This is a genomic window from Variovorax sp. FW305-3-2-15-B-LB1, assembly GCF_058787635.1.
In genome coordinates, this window is the sequence record NZ_JBYSZY010000022.1 from 17,548 (window position 1) to 39,997 (window position 22,450).

The 22,450-nt window shown below is 69.2% G+C and carries 19 protein-coding genes; 16 read left to right on the plus strand and 3 right to left on the minus strand.

The genetic code is table 11. The features are described 5' to 3' along the window. From leuB to accD, 8 genes are all read left to right on the plus strand, one after another. Positions 1 to 1,089 (plus strand): 3-isopropylmalate dehydrogenase, encoded by a 1,089-nt coding sequence (leuB, locus tag AC3WQR_RS15660; protein WP_159275653.1) that lies wholly within the window; start codon positions 1 to 3, stop codon positions 1,087 to 1,089. 90 nt (positions 1,090 to 1,179) lie between these two features. Further along, positions 1,180 to 2,325, plus strand: coding sequence for an aspartate-semialdehyde dehydrogenase (gene asd, locus AC3WQR_RS15665; RefSeq protein WP_062479697.1), 1,146 nt, complete (start codon positions 1,180 to 1,182; stop codon positions 2,323 to 2,325). A gap of 167 nt (positions 2,326 to 2,492) precedes the next feature. Beyond that, positions 2,493 to 5,306: a FimV/HubP family polar landmark protein gene (locus AC3WQR_RS15670; RefSeq protein ID WP_492742667.1), complete on the plus strand. Its 2,814-nt coding sequence runs from the start codon at positions 2,493 to 2,495 to the stop codon at positions 5,304 to 5,306. Between the two features lie 31 nt (positions 5,307 to 5,337). Then, on the plus strand, positions 5,338 to 6,162 hold the full coding sequence (gene truA, locus AC3WQR_RS15675; RefSeq protein WP_492742669.1) for a tRNA pseudouridine(38-40) synthase TruA: 825 nt from the start codon (positions 5,338 to 5,340) through the stop codon (positions 6,160 to 6,162). Continuing rightward, positions 6,159 to 6,902 (plus strand): phosphoribosylanthranilate isomerase, encoded by a 744-nt coding sequence (locus AC3WQR_RS15680; protein WP_492742671.1) that lies wholly within the window; start codon positions 6,159 to 6,161, stop codon positions 6,900 to 6,902. The genes truA and AC3WQR_RS15680 overlap by 4 nt, the downstream gene beginning before the upstream one ends. A 47-nt stretch (positions 6,903 to 6,949) precedes the next feature. Next, positions 6,950 to 8,236, plus strand: coding sequence for a tryptophan synthase subunit beta (gene trpB / locus AC3WQR_RS15685; protein ID WP_487848984.1), 1,287 nt, complete (start codon positions 6,950 to 6,952; stop codon positions 8,234 to 8,236). Further along, the gene (gene trpA, locus AC3WQR_RS15690) at positions 8,236 to 9,081 is read left to right on the plus strand and encodes a tryptophan synthase subunit alpha (RefSeq protein ID WP_492742673.1); all 846 of its coding nucleotides are present in this window, start codon (positions 8,236 to 8,238) and stop codon (positions 9,079 to 9,081) included. Before trpB ends, trpA begins: the two co-directional genes overlap by 1 nt. A 24-nt stretch (positions 9,082 to 9,105) precedes the next feature. Then, a complete protein-coding gene (accD, locus tag AC3WQR_RS15695; protein WP_062475492.1) occupies positions 9,106 to 9,978 on the plus strand; it encodes an acetyl-CoA carboxylase, carboxyltransferase subunit beta in 873 nt (290 codons plus the stop codon). A 79-nt stretch (positions 9,979 to 10,057) separates the two neighbouring features. Here accD and AC3WQR_RS15700 read toward each other — a convergent pair whose 3' ends face one another. Beyond that, a complete protein-coding gene (locus AC3WQR_RS15700) occupies positions 10,058 to 10,618 on the minus strand; it encodes a YggT family protein (RefSeq protein WP_056572059.1) in 561 nt (186 codons plus the stop codon). Positions 10,619 to 10,708: 90 nt separating this feature from the next. Here AC3WQR_RS15700 and AC3WQR_RS15705 point away from each other — a divergent pair, with 90 nt between their 5' ends. The 5 genes from AC3WQR_RS15705 to AC3WQR_RS15725 all read left to right on the plus strand — a co-directional run bounded on the left by AC3WQR_RS15705 (position 10,709) and on the right by AC3WQR_RS15725 (position 16,220). Continuing rightward, entirely contained in the window at positions 10,709 to 11,674 is a 966-nt protein-coding gene (locus AC3WQR_RS15705; protein WP_492742674.1) for a glycosyltransferase family 2 protein, read from the plus strand. Positions 11,675 to 11,702: 28 nt separating this feature from the next. After that, positions 11,703 to 12,326, plus strand: a complete 624-nt coding sequence (locus AC3WQR_RS15710) for an LON peptidase substrate-binding domain-containing protein (protein ID WP_492742676.1) — start codon at positions 11,703 to 11,705, stop codon at positions 12,324 to 12,326. Between the two features lie 17 nt (positions 12,327 to 12,343). After that, the gene (locus AC3WQR_RS15715) at positions 12,344 to 13,714 is read left to right on the plus strand and encodes a hypothetical protein (protein WP_492742678.1); all 1,371 of its coding nucleotides are present in this window, start codon (positions 12,344 to 12,346) and stop codon (positions 13,712 to 13,714) included. Between the two features lie 146 nt (positions 13,715 to 13,860). Further along, positions 13,861 to 15,402: a lysine--tRNA ligase gene (lysS, locus tag AC3WQR_RS15720; protein WP_492742679.1), complete on the plus strand. Its 1,542-nt coding sequence runs from the start codon at positions 13,861 to 13,863 to the stop codon at positions 15,400 to 15,402. A 23-nt stretch (positions 15,403 to 15,425) separates the two neighbouring features. Continuing rightward, the gene (locus tag AC3WQR_RS15725; RefSeq protein WP_062475502.1) at positions 15,426 to 16,220 is read left to right on the plus strand and encodes a class I SAM-dependent methyltransferase; all 795 of its coding nucleotides are present in this window, start codon (positions 15,426 to 15,428) and stop codon (positions 16,218 to 16,220) included. Positions 16,221 to 16,241: 21 nt separating this feature from the next. Here AC3WQR_RS15725 and AC3WQR_RS15730 read toward each other — a convergent pair whose 3' ends face one another. Next, positions 16,242 to 17,576 carry a glycosyltransferase family protein gene (locus AC3WQR_RS15730; protein ID WP_095746458.1) on the minus strand — a complete coding sequence of 445 codons (1,335 nt, stop codon included), beginning with the start codon at positions 17,574 to 17,576 and terminating at the stop codon, positions 16,242 to 16,244. A gap of 94 nt (positions 17,577 to 17,670) precedes the next feature. Between AC3WQR_RS15730 and AC3WQR_RS15735 the strand changes: the two genes are divergently transcribed. Genes AC3WQR_RS15735 through AC3WQR_RS15745 form a run of 3 tightly spaced genes read left to right on the plus strand, consistent with a single transcriptional unit; the run spans position 17,671 to position 21,376 of the window. Continuing rightward, complete coding sequence (locus tag AC3WQR_RS15735) at positions 17,671 to 18,936, plus strand: Hsp70 family protein (RefSeq protein ID WP_492742682.1); 1,266 nt, start codon at positions 17,671 to 17,673, stop codon at positions 18,934 to 18,936. 7 nt (positions 18,937 to 18,943) lie between these two features. After that, the gene (locus tag AC3WQR_RS15740) at positions 18,944 to 19,471 is read left to right on the plus strand and encodes a YgjP-like metallopeptidase domain-containing protein (RefSeq protein WP_492742684.1); all 528 of its coding nucleotides are present in this window, start codon (positions 18,944 to 18,946) and stop codon (positions 19,469 to 19,471) included. 18 nt (positions 19,472 to 19,489) lie between these two features. Beyond that, the gene (locus AC3WQR_RS15745) at positions 19,490 to 21,376 is read left to right on the plus strand and encodes a glycosyltransferase family A protein (protein WP_492742686.1); all 1,887 of its coding nucleotides are present in this window, start codon (positions 19,490 to 19,492) and stop codon (positions 21,374 to 21,376) included. Here AC3WQR_RS15745 and nagZ read toward each other — a convergent pair. Beyond that, positions 21,346 to 22,443, minus strand: a complete 1,098-nt coding sequence (gene nagZ, locus AC3WQR_RS15750) for a beta-N-acetylhexosaminidase (protein ID WP_390341924.1) — start codon at positions 22,441 to 22,443, stop codon at positions 21,346 to 21,348. The genes AC3WQR_RS15745 and nagZ overlap by 31 nt on opposite strands. Between the last annotated feature and the right edge of the window lie 7 nt (positions 22,444 to 22,450).

A 22,450-nucleotide genomic window follows, 5' to 3' on the forward strand; every position in this document is an offset into this window, starting at 1 on the left:
ATGAAAATCGCAGTTCTCCCGGGTGACGGCATCGGCACCGAAATCGTGGCGGAAGCCGTCAGGGTGCTCGAAGTCCTCGACCTGAAGTTCGAGATGGAATCGGCCCTGGTCGGCGGCGCGGCCTACGAGGCGCACGGCCATCCGCTGCCCGAAGCGACGCTCAAGCTCGCCAAGGACGCCGATGCGGTGCTGTTCGGCGCCGTCGGCGACTGGAAGTACGACAAGCTCGACCGCCCGCTGCGGCCCGAGCAGGCCATCCTGGGGCTGCGCAAGAACCTGGGCCTGTTCGCCAACTTCCGCCCGGCCATCTGCTACGAGCAGCTGGTGGGCGCCTCGAGCCTCAAGCCCGAGCTGATCGCGGGCCTGGACATCCTCATCATCCGCGAGCTGACCGGCGACATCTACTTCGGCCAGCCGCGCGGACGCCGCATTGCCACCGACGGCCACTTCCCGGGCGCCGAGGAAGCCTTCGACACGATGCGCTACTCGCGCCCCGAGGTCGAGCGCATCGCCCGCGTGGCCTTCGAGGCCGCCCGCAAGCGCAGCAAGCGCGTGACCAGCGTGGACAAGGCCAACGTGCTCGAGACCTTCCAGTTCTGGAAGGACATCGTGACCGAGGTCGGCAAGGAATATCCGGACGTCGAACTCGACCACATGTATGTCGACAACGCGGCCATGCAGCTCGTGAAGGCGCCCAAGAAGTTCGACGTGGTCGTCACCGGCAACATGTTCGGCGACATCCTCTCGGACGAGGCCGCGATGCTCACCGGCTCCATCGGCATGCTGCCCTCGGCCTCGCTCAATGCGAGCAACCAGGGCCTGTACGAGCCCAGCCACGGCAGCGCCCCCGACATTGCTGGCAAAGGGGTTGCCAATCCTTTGGCTACAATCCTGTCCGCTGCCATGATGCTCCGCTTCTCCCTCAACCAGCCCGAAGCTGCCGACCGTATCGAGTCGGCGGTCAAGCACGTGCTCGCCTCCGGGCTGCGCACGGGCGACATCTGGTCCGAAGGCACGAAGCGCGTCGGCACCCGCGAAATGGGCGACGCGGTCGTAGCAGCCATCACCAAAAAGACGATTACCGGCTAACCGCAGCCCGCTTCGTCACGCCCTCCCCCGGCCGACGAGTCGGGGGCAAAAAAGACTGATTTTTTCTTTCTTCACTAAGGGCAAACTGAAATGGCGAACGCATCCAAGCAACCTCTGGTCGGCCTCGTGGGCTGGCGCGGCATGGTCGGCTCGGTCCTCATGGACCGCATGCAGGCCGAAGGCGACTTCGGCCTCATCGAGCCGGTCTTCTTCTCGACCTCGAACGCGGGCGGCAAGGCCCCGGCGATGGCCAAGAACGAGACCACGCTCAAGGATGCGAACGACATCGAGGCACTGAAGAAGTGCGACATCGTCATCACCTGCCAGGGCGGCGACTACACCAGCGAGGTCTTCCCCAAGCTGCGCGCCGCCGGCTGGAACGGCCACTGGATCGACGCGGCCTCCACGCTGCGCATGAACGATGACGCGATCATCGTGCTCGACCCCGTCAACCTGCCCGTGATCCAGAACGCGCTCGCCAAGGGCGGCAAGAACTGGGTCGGCGGCAACTGCACCGTCAGCTGCATGCTCATGGGCGTGGGCGCCCTCTACAAGGCCGGCCTGGTCGAGTGGATGACCAGCATGACCTACCAGGCAGCCTCGGGCGGCGGCGCGCAGCACATGCGCGAGCTGCTGACCCAGTTCGGCACCCTGAACGCCGAAGTGCGCGCGCTGCTCGACGACCCGAAGTCGGCCATCCTCGAGATCGACCGCAAGGTGCTGCACAAGCAGCAGAACCTGAGCGCCTCCGAAATCGCCAACTTCGGCGCCCCGCTGGGCGGCTCGCTGATCCCCTGGATCGACAAGGACCTGGGCGACGGCATGTCCAAGGAAGAGTGGAAGGGCGGCGCCGAGACCAACAAGATCCTCGGCCAGGGCGCGGGCTTCGGCACCGCCGCCACGCCGGTGGACGGCTTCTGCGTGCGCATCGGCGCGATGCGCTGCCACAGCCAGGCCCTGACCTTCAAGCTCAAGAAGGACGTGCCGGTGGCCGACATCGAAGCGATGATCGCCGCCGACAACCCCTGGGCCAAGGTCGTGCCGAACACGCGCGAAGCCACCGTGAAGGACCTGACGCCGGTGGCCGTGACCGGCACCATGGACATCCCGGTCGGCCGCATCCGCAAGCTGGCGATGGGCCCCGAGTACGTCGGCGCCTTCACCATCGGCGACCAGCTGCTGTGGGGCGCGGCCGAACCGCTGCGCCGCATGCTGCGCATCCTGCTCGAAGCCTGATGCGGGCAGCTCAGGGCCTTGAAATACAAAAATGTTGCCGAAAGGCAACACAGGATGTCATCGGAAGTATGCGCGCACTGGGTAGATCAGGCGCATTGCCTTGTCAGTGCATGGTGATGATGCTAACGTCCTCTTACAAATTCAGGGCCTGAGCCGCCCCTATCAGCATGACAAGACATCTGTTGCCCGCGGCCCGCCCTTCGGCCGCCCGCCCCGCCCTGCCGTCGAATGGCTGGCGCCTTTCCATCCTGGGTGCCGCTGCGGCCCTGACGCTGGGACTGGCCAGCGCCGACGCCAGCGCCTTCGCGCTGGGACCGCTGCGGGTGCAGTCGGCACTGGGCGAACCGCTGCGCGCCGAGATCGATGTCACCGAAATGGCCGCCAATGAGGCGGAAGGCCTGAAGATCAACATCGCCACGGCCGAAGCCTTCAAGAACGCAGGCATCCCGTACAACGCGGCCCTCGGCGACGTGAAAGCCACGCTGCAGCGCCGCGCCGGCGGCCAGTACGTCGTGCGCCTGGCCGGCAACCGCCCGCTCAACGACCCCTTCATCGACCTGCTGCTCGAAGCCAATGGCGCCTCGGGCCGCATCGTGCGCGACTACACCGTGCTGCTCGATCCGCCGGCCACGCGCCAGGCGGCAGCCGCACCGGTCGCGCCCATCGCGCCGCAGATCGCCACGCCGGTCGAGCGCCCCGCGCCCGCCCCGCGCGTGCGCCGCGAACCCGCGCCTGCAGTGGCTGCAACGCCCGCACCCGCTGCGGCTGCGCCGGCCCCTGCGGCCGCACCGGCTCCCGCGCCGGCACGTGCCGCCGTCGCCGCCCCCAGCGGCGGCAGTGGCGAGCAGGTCACGGTGCGCCGTGGCGACACCGCCGGCAAGATCGCCTCCGCCCACAAGCCCGCCGACGTCTCGCTCGACCAGATGCTGGTCGCGCTGCTGAACGCCAACCCCGACGCCTTCGTCGGCGGCAACGTCAACCGGATGAAGGCCGGTGCCGTGCTCGACCTGCCGAACGCTGCCGCAGCGAGCGCCGTTCCGGCCGCCGACGCACGCCGCACGATCACCGCGCAAAGCCGCGACTTCGGCAGCTACCGCCAGCGCCTCGCCGAAAACGCCCCGACCACCAACGTGGCCGCCGCGAGCCGCCAGGCCTCGGGCAAGCTGCAGGCCAGCGTGGAAGACCGCAATGCCGCCGCCAGCGCACCCGATAAGCTCACGGTGTCGCAAGGCAACGCCGCCGCGCGCGCCGCCGATGAAAAGGTCGCGCAGGCCCGCCAAGCGCAGGACAGCAGCAACCGCGTCGCCGAACTCACGAAAAACATCAACGAGCTGAACAAGCTCAAGGCCGGCACCGGCACGGGCACCGGATCGCCCGCTGCCGCCGCAGCGCCCGCAGCGCCGGCCACCACGCCCGGCATCGCCGTTCCCGCACCGCTGACCGGTGCCACGACGCCGACGCCAGCGGTCGCGGCCGCTCCTGCGCCCGCCGCGGCCCCCGCCGCTGCAGCCACCACACCGGCAACGCCGGCGCCGGCGCCGGCAGCCGCACCAACCGCTCCCGCTGCAACGGCCCCCGTCGCCGCGGCCTCTGCTGCAGCGCCCGCCGCAGCCGCCGCCCCGTCGGCCACCGACGCAGCCGCCCTGCCCGTGGCAGCCGCAGCCAGCGCTGCAGCCGCCGCCGCGCCCATCGTCGCACCCAAGCCCGTGGTCAAGGCGGCACCGCCGCCGCCCCCGCCGGAGCGCAGCTTCCTCGAGGAGCTGCTCGACAACCCGCTGATGCTCGCCGGCGCCGCACTGATCGCGCTGCTGGTCGGCTTCCTGCTGTACCGCGTGCTGGGCCGCCGCCGCGAAGAGATGAGCGAGAGCGTGTTCCTCGAGAGCCGCATTCCCAAGGACTCGTTCTTCGGCGCCAGCGGCGGCGAATCGGTCGACACCAAGAACCGCGGCGACTCCACCGTGTCGTCGCTGTCGTACTCGCCGAGCCAGCTCGATGCGGGCGATGTCGACCCGGTCGCCGAAGCCGACGTCTACCTCGCCTACGGCCGCGACCTGCAGGCCGAGGAAATCCTGCGTGAAGCGCTGCGCCTGAACCCGGACCGCACCGCGATCCACCTGAAGCTGCTCGAAATCCACGCCAAGCGCCGCGACGTGCGCGCCTTCGACGGCCTCGCCACCGAAGTGCACAAGCTGACCAACGGCGCGGGCTCCGAATGGAACCGCGTGGTCGACATGGGCAAGGACCTCGACCCGGGCAACCCACTGTACGAATCGGGCACGGGCACCGCGCGAGGCGCCAGCCAGGCCGAAACCGCCGCATTCGCCGGCGCGCTGGCCGCCGCCGCCAAGCCGGCTGCCGCAGTCGCAGCAGCCGTCGTGGCACCGCCGCCCCCGGCCGCACCGCCCGTGGCGTCGGCGCCGCCGGCCTTCATGCCCTCGGTCGCGCCGCTGGACTTCGACCTCGACCTGACCCAGCCGCCCGCACCGGCACCTGCTCCGGTGGGTGCCAGCCTGCCGAAGTCGGTCTACGCGCCGACGGCCGCACCGGCCCCGCTGAGCAACGGCCACGCCGCAGCGCCTGTCGATCTCGAAAACGACTTCGACACGGCGCCCGGCGCCCTGACCGCCCACACGCGCCCCTCATCGCTCAACGACGCGGAGCACAACACCCGCCCGGCCATGCTGCGCGACACGCTGCCCGCCGATTCAGGCTTCATCGAGTTCGACATGAGCGCCCTCGCCGGCCTGCCGGCCCGCTCCGCCGCCGCCGAAGCACCGCGCTCTGCGGCCGTGGCCACCTCGCCGTCCGCCCTGGACGACGACGGTGACGACAACCCGCACGCCGTGAAGCTCTCGCTGGCCCGCGAACTGCAGGCCATCGGCGACGTCGAAGGCGCGCGCTCGCTGGTCGAGGAAGTCGAAGCCGAGAGCGCCGGCGACCTCAAGTCGCAAGCCAAGCAGCTGCTCGCCGAACTGCGCTGAGCCGGTTGCCGACTGCCCTTCTGATCGCTTCGTGAGGCTGGCACTCGGCATCCGCTACAACGGCCAGGCATACGAGGGCTGGCAGAGCCAGCGCTCGGGCCGCACGGTACAGGACAAGCTCGAAGCGGCCCTCGCGAAGTTCGCCGGGCTGCCCGCCGGCAGCAGGGTCACCACGCTGTGCGCCGGCCGCACCGACGCCGGTGTGCACGGGCTGATGCAGGTGGTGCACTTCGACACCGACATCGAACGCGATCCGTTCTCCTGGATGCGCGGCACCAACCGCTACCTGCCCGACGACATCGCGGTGCAGTGGGCGCACCCGGTGCCCGACGAATTCCATTGCCGCGCCAGCGCCCTGGCGCGCCGCTACGTCTACGTGCTCTCGCAGTCGCCCGTGCGGCCCAGCCTCGATGCGGGCCGGGTCGGCTGGTCGATGTACCCGCTCGACGGCAACGCGATGCGCGCCGCGGCGGCCCTGCTGGTCGGCCGGCACGACTTCAGCTCGTTCCGCGCCTCCGCCTGCCAGGCCCTCTCGCCGGTCAAGGACCTGCGGCGCCTCGAGATCACGCGCGTGGGCGACGGCGAGCGCTGCCGCTGGCACTTCGAGTTCGAGGCCGACGCCTTCCTGCACCACATGATCCGCAACCTGATGGGCAGCCTGGTGCGCATCGGCCGCGGCGACGAGCGGCCCGAATGGATCACCGAGGTGCTCGAGGCGCGCAGCCGCAAGGTGGCCGCGCCCACCTTCTCCGCCGACGGCCTGTACTTTCTCGGCCCGTTGTACGACGCCAAGTGGGGTCTGCCGGCCGAGGCCACGTTCCAGGGCGAGCGGGCTTCGTATGATGGCCCGCCATGACATCCCCTGCTCCTCTCGCCCCACGCACGCGCATCAAGATCTGTGGCCTCACGCGTGAGGCCGACGTGGACGCGGCGGTCGAGGCTGGCGCCGACGCGATCGGTTTCGTGCTCTACCCGAAGAGCCCGCGCGCCGTGACCGCCGAGCGCGCCGCCGAGCTGGCCTCGCGCCTGCCGCCCTTCATCACGCCCGTGCTGCTGTTCGTGAATGCGGATGCTCCCGAAGTCATAGCATCGCTGGCCCGTGTGCCGGGCGCCATGGCGCAATTTCACGGCGAAGAGACGCCTGCGCAGTGCGAAGAATCCACCGACCACGGCCGCTTCCGCTACCTCCGCGCCGCCCGCATTCCGCTCGGCGCAGCCGGAGCCGGCTTCGACCTCGTAAAATACGCGTCCGATTACTCCCACGCCCAGGCCATCCTGCTCGACGCCCATGTCGAAGGTTATGGCGGAGGCGGCAAGGCTTTCGATTGGTCACTTCTTCCACCCGCCGTCGACGCTCACCTCGTCTTGAGTGGTGGGCTCACACCTGCAAACGTGAGCGATGGCATTCACAGCCTGCGGACGCGCTGCAAGACGCTGTCCGTTGATGTGAGTTCGGGCGTCGAAATCGACGGTCCCGGGCACAAGGGCCTCAAGGACGCCGGAAAGATCCGGGCATTCGTCGCCGCCGTGAGAGCCGCAGATGCGGCGAACACTGTCAAAGCCTCGGCAGCCGACGCTTCGTCCTTCTCCAGTTAGCCGCCGCACCCGATCGCATTCGGGCTGCGGCCCATCGATCGAGAACCATGCAAAGCCAATTCCAGGACTACCAGCAACCCGACGCCAGCGGCCACTTCGGCCCCTACGGCGGCACCTTCGCGAGCGAAACGCTCACCCACGCGATCAACGAGCTGCGCGACGCGTATGCGAAGTTCAAGGACGACCCGGCCTTCCTGGCCGAGTTCCACTACGAGCTGAAGCACTTCGTCGGCCGCCCCTCGCCGATCTACCACGCCGCGCGCACCAGCCGCGAAATGGGCGGCGCGCAGATCTACCTGAAGCGCGAAGACTTGAACCACACCGGCGCCCACAAGATCAACAACGTGATCGGCCAAGCGATGCTCGCGCGCCGCATGGGCAAGCCCCGCGTCATCGCCGAGACCGGCGCCGGCCAGCACGGCGTGGCCACGGCCACCATCTGCGCGCGCTACGGCCTCGAATGCGTGGTCTACATGGGCAGCCAGGACGTGAAGCGCCAAAGCCCCAACGTCTACCGCATGAACCTGCTGGGCGCGACCGTGGTGCCCGTCGAATCCGGCAGCAAGACGCTGAAGGACGCGCTCAACGAGGCCATGCGCGACTGGGTCACCAACGTCGAAAACACCTTCTACATCATCGGCACGGTGGCGGGCCCGCACCCCTACCCGACGATGGTGCGCGACTTCCAGAGCGTGATCGGCACCGAGTGCATCGCGCAGATGCCCGCCATGCTCGCGGCCGACGGCATCACCGGTGAAGCCGAGGGCAGGCAGCCCGACGTGGTGGTCGCCTGCGTGGGCGGCGGCAGCAACGCGATCGGCATCTTCCACCCCTACATTCCGTTCGCCGGCACGCGCCTCATCGGCGTGGAAGCCGCCGGCGAAGGCCTGGACAGCGGCAAGCACGCCGCCTCGATCCTGCGCGGCAGCCCCGGCGTGCTGCACGGCAACCGCACCTACCTGCTGCAGAACGACGACGGCCAGATCACCGAGACGCACAGCGTCAGCGCGGGCCTCGACTACCCGGGCGTGGGCCCCGAGCACGCCTACCTGGCCGACATCGGCCGCGCCGAGTACGTCGGCATCACCGACGTCGAGGCGCTCGAAGCCTTCCACTACCTGTGCCGCACGGAGGGCATCATTCCCGCGCTCGAATCCAGCCACGCCATGGCCTACGCCCTGAAGCTCGCCAAGACCATGCGCCCCGACCAGTCGATCCTCGTGAACCTCTCGGGCCGCGGCGACAAGGACATCGGCACCGTCGCCGACCTGTCGGGTGTCGACTTCTACGACCGGCCCTCGATGCGCGGTCTGAGCGTGAAGGGAGGCAAGTGATGAGCCGCATTGCCGCCAAGTTCCAGGCCCTGCAGGCGCAAGGCCGTCGCGCGCTGATTCCTTACGTCACCGCCGGCTTCCCCTTCGCCGACATCACGCCCGAGCTCATGCACGGCATGGTCGAGGCGGGTGCCGACGTGATCGAGCTGGGCGTGCCTTTTTCCGACCCGATGGCCGACGGCCCCGTGATCCAGAAGGCCGGCGAGGCCGCGCTGGCACTGGGCGTGGGCATGAAGCAGGTGCTCGCCATGGTGGCCGCGTTCCGCGCCAAAGACACGACCACGCCGGTCGTGCTCATGGGCTACGCCAACCCGGTCGAGCGCTACGACCTCGTGCACGGCAAGAAGGCCTTCATCCGCGACGCGGCCGCGGCCGGCGTCGACGGCCTGCTGGTCGTCGACTACCCGCCCGAGGAATGCGAGGACTTCGCCGCCGACCTGAAGGCCGCCGGCATCGACCTGATCTTCCTGCTGGCCCCCACCAGCACCGCCGAGCGCATGGCGCAGGTGGCGCGCATCGCGAGCGGCTACGTGTACTACGTGTCGCTCAAGGGCGTGACCGGCGCTGGCCACCTCGACACCGAGGCGGTCGGGCGCATGATCCCGCGCATCCGCGAGCACGTGAGCATTCCGGTCGGCGTGGGCTTCGGCATCCGCGACGCGCGCACGGCGCAGGCCATCGGCTCGGCAGCGGACGCCGTGGTCATCGGCACGAAGATCATTCAACTCATCGAAGACCAGCCGCGCGAGAACGTGGTACCCACGGTGCGCGAATTCCTGGCCGGCATCCGGGAGGCGCTCGACGCCCTGCCGGCCGCCACGGCCAAGAACGCGGCTGGTCGATAATCACTGCCCTCACAAGGAGCCCCCATGAGCTGGCTTGAAAAACTGCTACCCGCCAAGATCGCACAAACCGACCCGTCCGAGCGCCGCCAGGTGCCCGAGGGCCTGTGGATCAAATGCCCGGCCTGCGAGACCGTTCTGTACAAGACCGACCTCGAGCACAACCAGAACGTCTGCCCGAGCTGCAGCCACCACCACCGCATCGGCGCCCGCGCCCGGCTCGATGCATTCCTGGACGCCGAAGGCCGCTACGAAGTCGGCCAGGAAGTGCTGCCGGTCGACGCCCTGAAGTTCAAGGACAGCCGCAAGTACCCCGAGCGCCTGAAAGAAGCGCTGGAGAACACCGGCGAGACCGACGCGCTGGTCGTCATGGGCGGCTCGGTCCACAGCATCAGCGTGGTCGTGGCCTGCTTCGAGTTCGAGTTCATGGGCGGTTCCATGGGCAGCGTGGTCGGCGAGCGCTTCGTGCGCGGCGTCGAGACCGCCATCGAGCAGAAGGTGCCCTTCGTGTGCTTCACCGCCACCGGCGGCGCGCGCATGCAGGAAGGCCTGCTCTCGCTGATGCAGATGGCCAAGACCAACGCCGCGCTCACGCGCCTGGCGAAGAAGGGCCTGCCCTACATCAGCGTGCTGACCGACCCGACCATGGGCGGCGTGAGCGCCGGCTTCGCCTTCGTGGGCGACGTGGTGATCGCCGAGCCCAAGGCGCTGATCGGCTTTGCCGGCCCGCGCGTGATCGAGTCGACCGTGCGCGTGACCCTGCCCGAAGGCTTCCAGCGCGCCGAGTTCCTGCAGACCAAGGGCGCGATCGACTTCATCAGCGACCGCCGCGAACTGCGCAAGACCATCGCCAGCACGCTGGCCATGCTGCTGCGCCAGCCGGCCGACGCGGTGCTCTGATCGCTTCGGGCCTCGGCCTCTACGCCCGCACGCCGTGAAGGCGGTGCGGGCGTTTTGCTGTCTGGGGTACCCCGACGCGTCAGGCGCCGAGCCGGAACGCGAAGACCAGCAGGTTGCCCAGCACGATCGCCACCACCTGCAGCACCACGATGGCGGCCAGCGGCGACAGGTCGACGCCGCCGATCAGCGGAATGAAGCGGCGGAAGGGCCGCACCAGCGGCTCGGCCAGGCGCGAGATCAGGTCGAGCAGCATCGGCGAGGCGCCCGGAATCCACGACAGCACCGCGTACACCACCAGCAGCGCCGTCAGGCCCGACACCGCCAGCTGCAACAGGCCGACCAGCGACACCAGCGGCAGCGCCGTGATCCGCGCCAGGCTGCCAGCCAGCAGCCACAGCACCAGGAACTTGAGCATCACCAGCAGCCAGGCCGCGATCAGGCTCGCGAGGTCCCAGCGCTTCACCGCGGGCACGATGCGCCGCAGCGGCAGCACGATCCAGTCGGTGATGGCGAACACGAAGCGCCCCAGCGGATTGCCGAAGGGCACGCGGTGGTACTGCATGTACAGGCGCAGCAGGCAGGCGCCGCCGAGCAGGCCGACGATCACGTCGAGAAGAAACGAGGGTATCTGGTACAACATGTCGGATGGGCAGGGAGGTGCGCACGCGCGCGACTGCTCCGATTCTGGACCACAAGCCTCGCCCCCGGCCACACCGCCCTACGGAACCCCATGCCTTTGCTCAGCGTCGTGCTCCCCACCTTCAACAGCGGCGAGTTCCTCATCGAGACGCTGCAGTCGCTGCAGGCACAGACCTTCACCGACTTCGAGCTGCTGGTCATGGACGACGCCAGCACCGACGGCACCTGGGAGCGCCTGGCCGCCTTCGACGACCCGCGCATCCGGCGGCACCGCAACGCCTGCAACGTCGGCCTGCCGGCCAACATGAACCTCGCGATGGCGATGGCCCGGGGCACCTACCTGGCACGCGTCGACCACGACGACTGCGCCACGCCGGACCGCTTCGCCAAGCAGGTCGCGTTCCTGGAAAGCAACCCGTCGGTCACCGTCGTCGGCAGCCAGCTCGAGCACTTCCAGGACCAGGCCGGCGTCACCGGCCTGCCGCTGGACGACGCGACGATCAAGGCCCGCATGGTCGAAGGCTACGACTACCTCGCGAACCAGAGCACGACCGGGCGGCTGGACTTCTACCGCACCCACGGGCTGCAGTTCGACCCCAACCTCTACGCCGTCGACGACCTCGGGTTCTGGGTCGACTGCATGCTGCACGGCGCGCGCTTCGCGAACCTGCCCGAGCCGCTGACGCGCTACCGCATCCACCCGGGCATGACCTCCCGCACCTTGCCGCGCGACCGGCTCTATGCCTCGAAGGACCGCATCTACCGGCGCCTGCTGCCGCTGGTCTTCCCGCGCCTGCGGGGCCGCGAGTGCGAACAGCTGCTCACGCTGTACCGCAACCCCGGCGACATGCCCCAGACGCTGGCCCACCTGGTCGACCTGCATCGCGCGGCGCACAGCGCCCTGTCCGAGGTCGACACGCGCTGGGGCCAGAGCGCCGGCGAGTGCCAGCAGTCGATCCTGAACCTGCTCAACCACGCGCGCCACGCGTTCCAGATGCAGGGGATACTGCGGCCCGAGCACGCGACCGTCCTCAACCTGATCCTTCAACCCAGCTGACCGCGGCGACGGGCCCGGCCTTTTCAACGTGCGCATTCCTCTCTTTCCGCTCGGTACGGTTCTGTTTCCCGGCGGCCTGCTGCCGCTGCGTGTCTTCGAGGTCCGCTACCTCGACATGGTCGGCAAGTGCCGCAAGGCCGGCACCCCGTTCGGGGTCGTCAGCCTGACCAGCGGCGCCGAAGTGCGCAAGGCCGGCGCCGAAGCCGAGAGCTTTGCCGCCGTCGGCACGCTCGCCGACATCCGCACCTTCGACGCGCCGCAAAGCGGCCTGCTGCAGATCGAATGCGTCGGCACGCAGCGCTTTCGCGTGCGCAGCAGCGAGCTGCAGAAGCACGGCCTGTGGATCGCCGAGGTCGAAGCCGTCGCCGACGACGTCGACCTCGAAATTCCCGACGACCTGCGCCACACCGCCACCGCGCTGCGCCGCCTGATCGACACCCTCGAAGAGCGCCGCCACGCGCAGGGCGACACCGTCCGCCTGCCGATCGGCACGCCCTACCGCCTCGACGACTGCGGCTGGGTGGCCAACCGCTGGTGCGAGCTGGTGCCGATGCAGCTGGAACTCAAGCAGCGCCTGATGGAACTCGACAGCCCGCTGATGCGCCTGGAGCTGGTGAGCGATCTGCTGGCGCGCACCGGCATCACCGACTAGACACGGTCCGCCGCGAGATGAGCCCGGCGCCGGTCCGCTTCCATTCGATCCTGCTGCGCGCGGGCGCTGAGGCCTTCGCGGACAACCACCGCGCCTACTGCGCCCGCTGGGGCTACACGCACCGCCTGCACGCCATCGGCACACCGCACAACAGCGCGCGCACGCTGCTGGTCTACAAGTACAGCGTGGTGAGCGCCGCGCTGGCCGATGCGCCCGACGGCACGCTGCTGGTCTTCGCGGACGACGACGCGGCCTTTCTCGCGCCCCTGCCGGCACCCGCCGTGATCGGCGACGCAGCGCACTGGATCGCCGAGAACGAGCACCACCGCCGCCCCGAGGGCAACTGCTTCATGCTGCGTGCGGGCCCCGAGGCGACGGCCCTGGTGGCCCAAGTGCTCGAACGCCTGCGCATCGCGCCCGACGCAGGCACCGACCGTTGGGCACACCGGGAGCTCGAAGGCCTTGCGGCCCATCCGCACCACCAGCTCATCGACGGCCGGCACTACCCCAACCTGCTGTTCGCCCGCTTCGGCCACTACCTGCCGGAGGTCTCGGCCTTCGTGCTCTCGTTCAATCCCGCGGTCCACATCGATGTCCAGGACATGCGGGTGCGGGGCCTCTTCGTCGCGCACCTGAACGCAGTGCTCGCGCGCGACGGCCAGCTCTACGACGACCTGCCGCCAGCCCCCACGGGCCAGCCGGACTATGAAGTGCGCAACCCCGGCCGCCCCGTCGCCTTGCTGACCAGCTACACGCCCAACATCGCCGGCTACGCCACGCTGTCGGAACGCAACATCGCCGCGTACGCCGACCACCACGGCTACACCCACCACGTCTACCGCGACCTGCCCGCCGAGCTCCGGGGCCGGGTGGCCGGCAACTGGATCAAGCCCCGGCTGCTGCTCAAGCACCTGGCCGAACACGAGCAGGTCGCGTGGGTCGATGCCGACATCCTCATCCACGACCGCGCACGGCCGCTCGTGTCCCTGCTGCGTGGCCGGCCGGTGGCGCTGGCGCGCGACGTGTCGGGCTACGAATTCAACAGCGGCTTCATGGTGTTCTCGAACACGCCGGCCTGCATCGCCTACCTGGAGCGCGTGCAAGCGCTGATCGACGCCGTGCAGGACAAGCGCGGTGTCTACGCCTCGGGCGGCGACCAGGCCTTCTTCGTCGCCGCCTGGGCCGAGGCGGGGGGCCCCGCGGCCATGCCGCGTTCCGACGGCGTGTCCTTCAATTCGCACCCCGCGCTGTACGACGGCGACAGCTTCATGCTGCACTACATGGGCTACCCGGATCGCCTGCGCACGCTGGTGATGCAGCACGACGCCCAACGGATCACGCACCGCCACGCGGGCACGCCAGACGCCGAGACACCGCCGAACGGCTGAAAACGTTGAGGGTTAAGCTCCACTTTTGATAGCAACCCTCACAGAACTGACGGGCGCTTCAGGCCGATTCCGCTCAAGGCCGATGGGCTAAAATGCACGGCCCGCGCACACCCTCCCTCTTCTTGCTGCGCCCCCACACGCCTCCCATGTCCGACGAACAACTGCCCTCCTCTTCTCCCACGTCCACGGCCGACGACAACCAGCTCATCGTCGAACGCCGCGAAAAGCTCAAGCTGCTGCGCACGGCGCAGACCGAAGGCAAGGGGGTCGCGTTCCCGAACGACTTCAAACCCGGCCACCGCGCCGCGGCGCTGGTCGAGCAGCATGGCGGCACCGAGCCCGAGGCGCTCGAAGCACAGGCCGTCGCCGTCAGCGTGGCCGGCCGCATGATGCTCAAGCGCGTGATGGGCAAGGCCAGCTTCGCGACCGTGCAGGACGCCACTGGCCGCATCCAGCTGTACGTGACGCGCGACGCCATCGGTGAAGAGGCGTACGCCGACTTCAAGCGCTGGGACCTCGGCGACATCCTCGGTGCCGAAGGCACGCTCATGAAGACCAAAACCGGCGAGCTGTCGATCAAGGTCAGCCGCCTGCGCCTGCTCACCAAGAGCCTGCGCCCGCTGCCCGACAAGTTCCACGGCATGGCCGACCAGGAGCAGAAGTACCGCCAGCGCTATGTCGACCTGATCACCGACGAGTCGGCCCGCGTGCGCTTCACCGCGCGCAGCAAGGCCGTGAGCGCCCTGCGCGAGTTCATGGTGGCCAACGACTTCCTCGAAGTCGAGACGCCCATGCTGCACCCCATTCCGGGCGGCGCGAACGCCAAGCCGTTCAAGACGCACCACAACGCGCTCGACCAGGAGATGTTCCTGCGCATCGCGCCCGAGCTGTACTTGAAGCGCCTGATCGTCGGCGGCTTCGAGCGCGTGTTCGAGATCAACCGGAGCTACCGCAACGAGGGCATCTCGGTGCGGCACAACCCCGAGTTCACGATGATGGAGTTCTACGCGGCCTACTGGAACTACCGCGACCTCATGGACTTCACCGAGACGCTGATCCGCACCATCGCCGACCAGGCCGTGGGCACGCAGCAGCTCACCTATGGCGGCAAGGCCGTCGACCTCACGCAGCCCTTCGAGCGCCTGACGATCCGCGAAGCGATCCTCAAGCACACCGATGCGGGTGATGGCGTGGACGACAGCGCCTGGCTCATCAACGCCCTGCGCAAGCTCGGCCTGAGCGAAGAAAAAGACAAGCTCTCGCAGCGCAGCCTCGCCAGCCTGCAGGTGATGTACTTCGAGGAGACCGTGGAAGAGAAGCTCTGGCAGCCGACCTTCATCATGGAGCACCCGACCGAGATCTCGCCGCTGGCACGCGCCAACGACGAGCGCCCCGAGGTCACCGAGCGTTTCGAGCTGTACATCACCGGCCGCGAATTCGGCAACGGCTTCAGCGAGCTGAACGACGCCGAAGACCAGGCCGCGCGCTTCAACGCGCAGGTGGCCGCCAAGGACAGCGGCGACGACGAAGCCATGTTCTACGACCACGACTTCGTGCGCGCCCTCGAATACGGCATGCCACCCACCGGCGGCTGCGGCATCGGCATCGACCGCCTGATGATGCTGCTGACCGATTCGCCGAGCATCCGCGACGTGATCCTGTTCCCGGCGCTGCGCCGGGAAGGCTGACCCACCCGACGGGGACGCTGTCCGTGACCGACTTTCTCTGGCAAGACCGCGACAAGAAGGAATACGTCTACCCGTTCAACCCCAGGCCCGAGTGCCTGGACATGATCCAGCGTCCTCCCACGGTCGCCCTCGACATCGGTTGCGGCTCCGGTGGCGTGGGCCACGAACTGCGCCGGCGCCACCCCGGCTGCGAACTCTGGGGCTGCGAGTTCAACGCCTCGGCGGCGCAGGTGGCGCGCGAACATTTCGACAAGGTCGTCGAGCAGGACGTGGAAACCGTCGACTTCGCCGCGATGGGCCTCACGCGCCCCTTCGACCTCGTGTGCCTGTTCGACGTGCTCGAGCACCTCGTCAATCCGTGGCAGCTGCTCAGCGGCCTGAAGCGCATCGTCGCGCCGGATGCGCAGATATTGGTCAGCCTGCCGAACGCGTCCAACCTGCCGATGCTGTACGACGCCATGCGCGGGCATTGGCGCTACACCCACTGGGGCCTGCTCGACTTCACGCACCTGCGCTTCTTCACGGACTTCGATGCCCGCAAGATGTTCTACCAGACGGGCTTTCGCGTGATCGACCACCGGCTCGACTACCTCGGCGAAGGCCGCGGCATCTACGAGCGCCACCAGGCAGAGCCCTTCCCCCTGGTGCTGACGCTGGGCGGGCTCTCGCTGCAGGTCGCATCGGCCGACGACCTGGCGCGGCTGTGCGCCGATCGCAACCTCTACCTGCTCAGCCCGCACCACGGCGACTTCCGCGACGACAGCGAGCGCGAGATGGCGTCGAACAGCTACCCGACGACCTACACCTTCGGCGGTTGAAGCGCGGCGTGCGCCGCCCGCTCAGCCCAGGCGCTTGGAGCGCGCGTCGACGTCCGCCATGTACACCGACCGGTAGGGCTCCCCGAGCCCCACGAAGTGCACCAGCAGGCTGTCGTCGCCCGCCAGGTGCGGCGGCGTGTTGATGCTCAGCAGGTCGGTCACGACCGCGTCGCCGATCAGGCCGTGTTCGCCCAGCACCACGTTCGTGTAGTACTGGTCGCCCTGGCTGGCGTACACGGTCGACTTGTCGTCGACGCCGGTGATGCGCTCCCACAATTGCGTGAGCAGTTCGAGGTTGCGCTCGGTGTGGCGGAACCCCATCACGCCCGAGTTGACGTCCCACGCGCCGATGTCCTTGGCGAACAGCAGGTCGCGGCCTTCGAGCAGCGGCTCGATGCGTTGGGTCTGGTTGACGAACAGCGTGTCGGCGTCGATCCAGACCACCCACTGGTGCTGCGCGAGATGCCGCTTCACGAGCCAGCTCTTCACCCAGGCGCCGCTGATCGACGGATCGAGCTCGTCCGGAATGGCGCGGTAGACGTGGTAGCCGTACCCGTGCCGCTCGCAGTAGCGCCGCACGTTGTGCTCCGACACGCGCGCGTAGTCGTTGATGTGGTGCGTGTAGAGCGTGACGAAGGCAATGGGCGCCTGCGGGTTGACGCATGAGTACACGTCTTCCGAGATCGCCGGATAGGCCGGCGGCGGCAACACGGGCTCGCCGTCGATCAGCGCCGCGTTCACCCGGCGCACCAGCAGGCGCTGCAGGTTCGCGTCGTGCAGCAGCTCGTCCAGCACGCGACCTTCGGCATCCAGCTCCACCAGGGGCGCCAGGTGCACCACGAAGATGCGGGCGGTGAACCAGTTCGCGATGCGCCACGAGACGTTCACGTAGCAGTCGCCGATGAGCCCGTTGCACGGCAGCATGCCGGCCGGACGCAGCAGCGCCGCGGCGTCGAGGCGGGGCGTGACGCGCGCCACCACCTGGCTCGTCGCCCGGATGAGCGCATGCAGCAGCGCGCGGTTGGCCGCCGTGTTGCGCAGGATCATCAGGTTGCACAACGGCAGGCCCTTGGGCCCGTCCACCACGAGCAGGTCGCGGCCTTCCAGGAGCGTTTCGACAGCCACCGGGTGGAACACCACCGAATCGCCGTCGAGAAAGAGCAGCCAGTCGCCTTCGTCGAGGCCGCGCAGACGGCGCAGCATCTCGGCGTACTTCGCGCAGTCGCGCAGCGCGGGATGCCCGGCACGCTCGCTCTCCACCCAGGCATGGGGGTAGCCGAAACGGCGGCAATAGTGGCTGTGGTTGCGCAGCACCGGCTCGTCGAGCCGGTCGAAAAAGGTCAGGCACAGCGGCATCGACGGCGTCCGGGTGGGGTGGTCATTGGGGCGCAGTCTATCGCGCGCTCCGGCCGACCCTCTACACTCTTGGGCCCTCCGATTTCCTGCTTGAATGAATCCCTTACGCACCCCGGCCATCGGCATCGATTTCGGCACTTCGAATTCCGCGGTTTCCTTTGCCTCCCCCGGCGAGGCCGCGCGCCTGCTTCCCATCGAGGGCAGCGCCACCACCCTGCCGACCGCCCTCTTCTTCAACGCCGAGGACCGCAGCACGCACTTCGGCCGCGACGCCATCGCGCTGTACCTGTCCGGCGTCGAAGGCCGGCTCATGCGCTCGCTCAAGAGCCTGCTCGGCAGCCCGCTGATGCAGGAAAAAACCGCCGTCTACGACGGGCTGGTCAGCTTCGAGGACATCATCGCGCGCTTCCTGCACGAGCTGGTGACGCGCGCCGAACGCGAGCTGGGCCAGCGCCCCGAACGCGTGGTCATCGGCCGCCCGGTGCATTTCGTCGACGACGACGCCAAGCGCGACCAGCGCGCCGAGGAAAGCATGCGCCACGCCGCCCGCGCGGCCGGCCTGCGCGACGTGTCCTTCCAGTACGAGCCCATTGCGGCGGCCTTCGACTACGAGCAGCGCGTCACGCGCGAATCGCTGATCCTGATCGTCGACATCGGCGGCGGCACCTCCGACTTCACCGTGGTGCGCCTGGGCCCCGAGCGCATGGCGCGCGCCGACCGCGCCGACGACGTGCTGGCCACCAGCGGCGTGCACATCGGCGGCACCGACTTCGACCAGCGCCTGAACCTGGAGCGCGTGATGCCGCTGCTCGGGCTGCGCCACCTCGGCCCGAGCGGGCGCGAGGTGCCCAGCAAGGTGTTCTTCGAGCTGTCGTCCTGGCACCTGATCAACTGGCTCTACGCCCCGAAGGCCGTGCGCCAGGCGCGCGAGCTGCGCACCAGCTACAGCGACCGCCAGCTGCACGACCGCCTGATGACGGTGCTCGAGGAGCGCCACGGCCACCGCATCGCCAGCGAGGTCGAGCAGGCCAAGATCAACGGCTCGGTCAGCGACGCCGAGGTGCAGATCGACCTGTCGTGCATCGAGGCGGGGCTGGCTTCCGCGCTGACGCCGGCCGACATGGCGCAGCAGCTCGCGGCGCCGCTGGAGAACGTGGTGGCCTGCGCTCACGCCTGCGTGAAGCGCGCCGGCCTGCGCAGCGGCGACCTCGACGCCATCTACCTCACCGGCGGCTCGTCGGCCCTGCGCCCGTTCCAGCGCGCGCTGCGCGCGAGCTTCGCCGGCGTGCCGCTGATCGAGGGAGACCTGCTCGGCGGCGTGGCGGCCGGTCTCGCCTATTCGGCGCGCACGGCGGGGTGAGTCGCAGATGAAGTACCTGTCCGCGTACCCGCCCGCGCTGCTGGCGCAGGTGAGCGAGCTGATGGCAGCTGACAAGCTCGGCGCCCTGCTGCGCGGACGCTACGCCGGCCTGCACGACATCCGCACCGACCGCGCGCTGTACGACTACGCCTGCGAGCTCAAGGGCGAGTACATGCGCAAGGCCGAGCCGCTGGCCAAGGCGGTGTTCGACAACAAGCTGCACGTGGTGCGCCATGCGTTGGGCACCCACACCACCATCGCGCGCGTGCAGGGCAGCAAGCTCAAGACCAAGCGCGAGATCCGCGTGGCCAGCCTGTTCAAGACCGTGCCGCTCGAATGGCTGCGCATGATCCTCGTGCACGAACTGGCCCACACGCGGGAGAAGAACCACGACAAGCCCTTCTACGCGCTGTGCACGCACATGGAGCCCGAGTACCACCGCTTCGAGTTCGAGCTGCGCCTGTACCTGACGCACCTGGAGGCGGGCGGCGCGCCGCTGTGGCCCGCGGCGGTGGGTGCGCCGGCCGCGGACTGACCCGGTACAGTTATCGCCATGACCCTGCCACGGCTGCACTTCACGTCCCTGTCCGAAGACGCGGTCTGCGGCGACATCGTGCGGACCTATCGCCTGGCGGCCGAGCGGCTGGGCTACCCGACGAGCTACACGCCGGCGAACGTCGATCCCAGCGCGATCAACATCCTGTTCTTCTTCTGGGACACCCCCTGGGAGGGCATCGCGCCGCTTCACCCGAACTGCATCGTCGTCAACTTCGAGCCGATGGTCAAAGGCTCGCATGCCTGGAACGACCGTTACCTCGACCTGCTCCCGCGCTGCTACCTGTGGGAGTACAGCAAGACCAACTTCCATCGCCACCGCGAGCTCGGCTACCAGAACGCCGACTACGTGCCGCTGGGCTGGGAGCCCGACGCGGCCCGCATCCTGCCGTTGTCGGAAGTCCTGCCCGAGGAGGAGCGCGACATCGACGTCTGCTTCTTCGGCTCGTTCACGCAGCGCCGGATCGACGTGCTTGAAGCGCTGATGGCGCGCGGCCTGCGCCTCGAGATGACGCGCGGCGGGTTCTGGACCCAGGCCGAGCGCGAAGACCGCATGCGCCGCGCCAAGGTCATGCTGAACCTGCACAACTGGGAAGCGTCCCGCGTGGTCGAGACGCCGCGGCTGTCGATCCTGCTGCGCCATCGCAAGGCCGTGGTCTGCGAGCTCTACCCCGACAGCGAGATCGACCCCGCCTTCCGCGATGCGGTGGTGGGCGTGCCCTACGACCAGCTGGTCGACACCGTGGTCGCGCTGGTCGCCGATGCGCCGCGCCGCGCGCAGCTCGAACGCGACGGGCTCGACACGCTCGAGCGGGCCTTCGCGCCGCCGGACATCGGCCCCGCGCTCGAACGCTACTTCGCCTGGCGCGCCCAGCAGCCCGACCGCGTTCCGCCCGTGGCGATGCCGCGCGTGACGGTCTGCCTGACACCCGACGGCAGCGGTGATGATTGGCTGCAGGACCTGCGCGACTGGACGACACAAGCCGACGTGGCGCTGGAACTGGTCGTGGTGGCGGCAGGCCTGCCCGCAGCGGTCGAAAGCGAGGCGCGCGCCATCGCCCCCGACCTGCGCTGGATCGCGCTGCCCGTGCCCTGCGACCGCGCCACCTTGCGCAACCTCGCGCTCGCACAAACCACCGGCGAGCACGTCGTCTTCGCCGATGCGGGCGACCGCGCCCTGCCCGGCCGCCTGCAGCGGCAGGCCGCGCTGCTCGCCGCCTGCCCGGACCTGGACATCGTCGGTTGCTGGAGCGAGACGCCCGCCGGACCGCTGAAATACGCCCAGCGGCACGACGAGATCGTGGCCGAAGCGCTGGGCCCCGAGCCGCTGCGGCTGTCGGCCTGCCTGGTGCGCCGCGGCTTCCTGGAACGCACCGGCGTGCGCCACGACCCCGAGTTCGCTGTCCACGATGCGCTGCAGATGCTGTGCCGCTGCATCGTGGCCGGTGCGCGCTTCGCGGTCATTCCCGAGCTGCTGCACCGCGCGGCACCGGTCGCGCCGCCGGCCGACCTCGCGCAGGCCGCCTCGCTCGCCATGCGCGCGCGGCGCGCGGTGCTGCGTCACCTGCTGCCGCGCAGCCGTGTGGAAGACATCGACCTCATCGCCCAGCTCTACGCGCACCTGTGGCCGCCGCAGCGCGACTTCGCCGAACAGCTGCTGCGCACCGTGGCGCACGCCTGCGCCGCGCCCGCCGGCATGCCGCGAATCGACGCTGAAATGCTGACGCGCGCGCTGCGCACCGAAACCCTGCGGCTGCTGCAGGTGTTCTTCCAGGCCGGCCTGGCCGACAAGCTCTGGCTGGAGTCGCTGTTCGAGACGCCCGAGGTGGCCGCGTTGCTCGGCCCCGCGGCGAATCAGCTGCCGGTGCGGCCCTTCCGCGACTGAGCGCCGGCCAGCAGGCGTTGCGCCTGCACGTAGCGCGCCGAGGCCTTGAGCGCCTGCCAACCCAGCGCTTCGTCGCCCGGCAGCAGCGACCGGCGCCGCGCCTCGCTGGCCGCATCGCCCTGCCAGCGACCATCGGCCGCCGCGGCGGTGAAGCCGTCGAGCATCTCGTCCAGCGGCCGGCCCTCACCGATGCTCTGGTTGCACAGCAGCGCCAGGTCGCAACCCGCCGCAAGCGCCGCCAGCACGGCGTCGGTGTAGCTCAGCAGCTGGCCGTCGATGTAGCGACCGGCCTCCATGCTCAGGTCGTCGCTGAACACCGCGCCGTCGAACGCAAAGCGCTGGCGCAGGATGTCCTTCAACCATTTTTCGGAGAAGCCCGCCGGCCGCTTGTCGACCTTCGGGTAGATCACGTGCGCCGGCATCACGGCCGCGAGCGTGCCGCCCAGCCAGTCGTAGGGCCGCGCGTCGTCGGCCAGGATGGCCTTGAGGCTGCGCCGGTCGACCGGGATCTCGACGTGCGAATCGGCCTGCACGAAACCATGCCCCGGAAAGTGCTTGCCGCAGTTGCGCATGCCCATCTGAAGCATGCCGTGCATCACGCTCTTGGCGAGCAGCGCGACCACGCGCGGGTCGCGGTGGAAGCTGCGGTCGCCGATCACGCTGCTGCCGCCGTAGTCCAGGTCGAGCACCGGCGCGAAGCTGAAGTCGACGCCGCAGGCGCGCAGTTCGCCGGCCAGCACCTGTCCGGCCGCAGTGGCGACCTGCGTGGCGCGCAGGGCATCGCGCATCCACAGTTCGCCCAGGCTGCGCATCGAGGGTAGCCGCGTGAAGCCGTCGGTGCGAAAGCGCTGCACCCGGCCGCCTTCGTGGTCGACGCAGATCAGCAGATCGGGCCGGATCGCCTTGATTTCGGCGTTCAGCGCGGTCATCTGCGCGCGGTCCTGCCAGTTGCGGGTGAAGTGGATCACGCCGCCCACATGCGGGTTCGCGAGGCGCCGGCGGTCGGCGGCGGTGAGTTCGGTGCCGGCCACATCGATGAGGAGCGGCGCGTGGTTCAGGTCGGTCATGTCTCGG

Bases quoted from the DNA above. Each gene is read 5' to 3' on its own strand.
- AC3WQR_RS15680 (WP_492742671.1), top strand. From the start codon at position 6,159: ATGACATCCCCTGCTCCTCTCGCCCCACGCACGCGCATCAAGATCTGT.
- trpA (WP_492742673.1), top strand. From the start codon at position 8,236: ATGAGCCGCATTGCCGCCAAGTTCCAGGCCCTGCAGGCGCAAGGCCGT.
- AC3WQR_RS15735 (WP_492742682.1), top strand. From the start codon at position 17,671: ATGAATCCCTTACGCACCCCGGCCATCGGCATCGATTTCGGCACTTCG.
- AC3WQR_RS15700 (WP_056572059.1), bottom strand. From the start codon at position 10,618: ATGTTGTACCAGATACCCTCGTTTCTTCTCGACGTGATCGTCGGCCTG.
- AC3WQR_RS15705 (WP_492742674.1), top strand. From the start codon at position 10,709: ATGCCTTTGCTCAGCGTCGTGCTCCCCACCTTCAACAGCGGCGAGTTC.
- asd (WP_062479697.1), top strand. From the start codon at position 1,180: ATGGCGAACGCATCCAAGCAACCTCTGGTCGGCCTCGTGGGCTGGCGC.
- AC3WQR_RS15730 (WP_095746458.1), bottom strand. From the start codon at position 17,576: ATGCCGCTGTGCCTGACCTTTTTCGACCGGCTCGACGAGCCGGTGCTG.
- nagZ (WP_390341924.1), bottom strand. From the start codon at position 22,443: ATGACCGACCTGAACCACGCGCCGCTCCTCATCGATGTGGCCGGCACC.
- AC3WQR_RS15740 (WP_492742684.1), top strand. From the start codon at position 18,944: ATGAAGTACCTGTCCGCGTACCCGCCCGCGCTGCTGGCGCAGGTGAGC.
- lysS (WP_492742679.1), top strand. From the start codon at position 13,861: ATGTCCGACGAACAACTGCCCTCCTCTTCTCCCACGTCCACGGCCGAC.
- AC3WQR_RS15715 (WP_492742678.1), top strand. From the start codon at position 12,344: ATGAGCCCGGCGCCGGTCCGCTTCCATTCGATCCTGCTGCGCGCGGGC.
- AC3WQR_RS15745 (WP_492742686.1), top strand. From the start codon at position 19,490: ATGACCCTGCCACGGCTGCACTTCACGTCCCTGTCCGAAGACGCGGTC.
- trpB (WP_487848984.1), top strand. From the start codon at position 6,950: ATGCAAAGCCAATTCCAGGACTACCAGCAACCCGACGCCAGCGGCCAC.
- AC3WQR_RS15670 (WP_492742667.1), top strand. From the start codon at position 2,493: ATGACAAGACATCTGTTGCCCGCGGCCCGCCCTTCGGCCGCCCGCCCC.
- accD (WP_062475492.1), top strand. From the start codon at position 9,106: ATGAGCTGGCTTGAAAAACTGCTACCCGCCAAGATCGCACAAACCGAC.
- leuB (WP_159275653.1), top strand. From the start codon at position 1: ATGAAAATCGCAGTTCTCCCGGGTGACGGCATCGGCACCGAAATCGTG.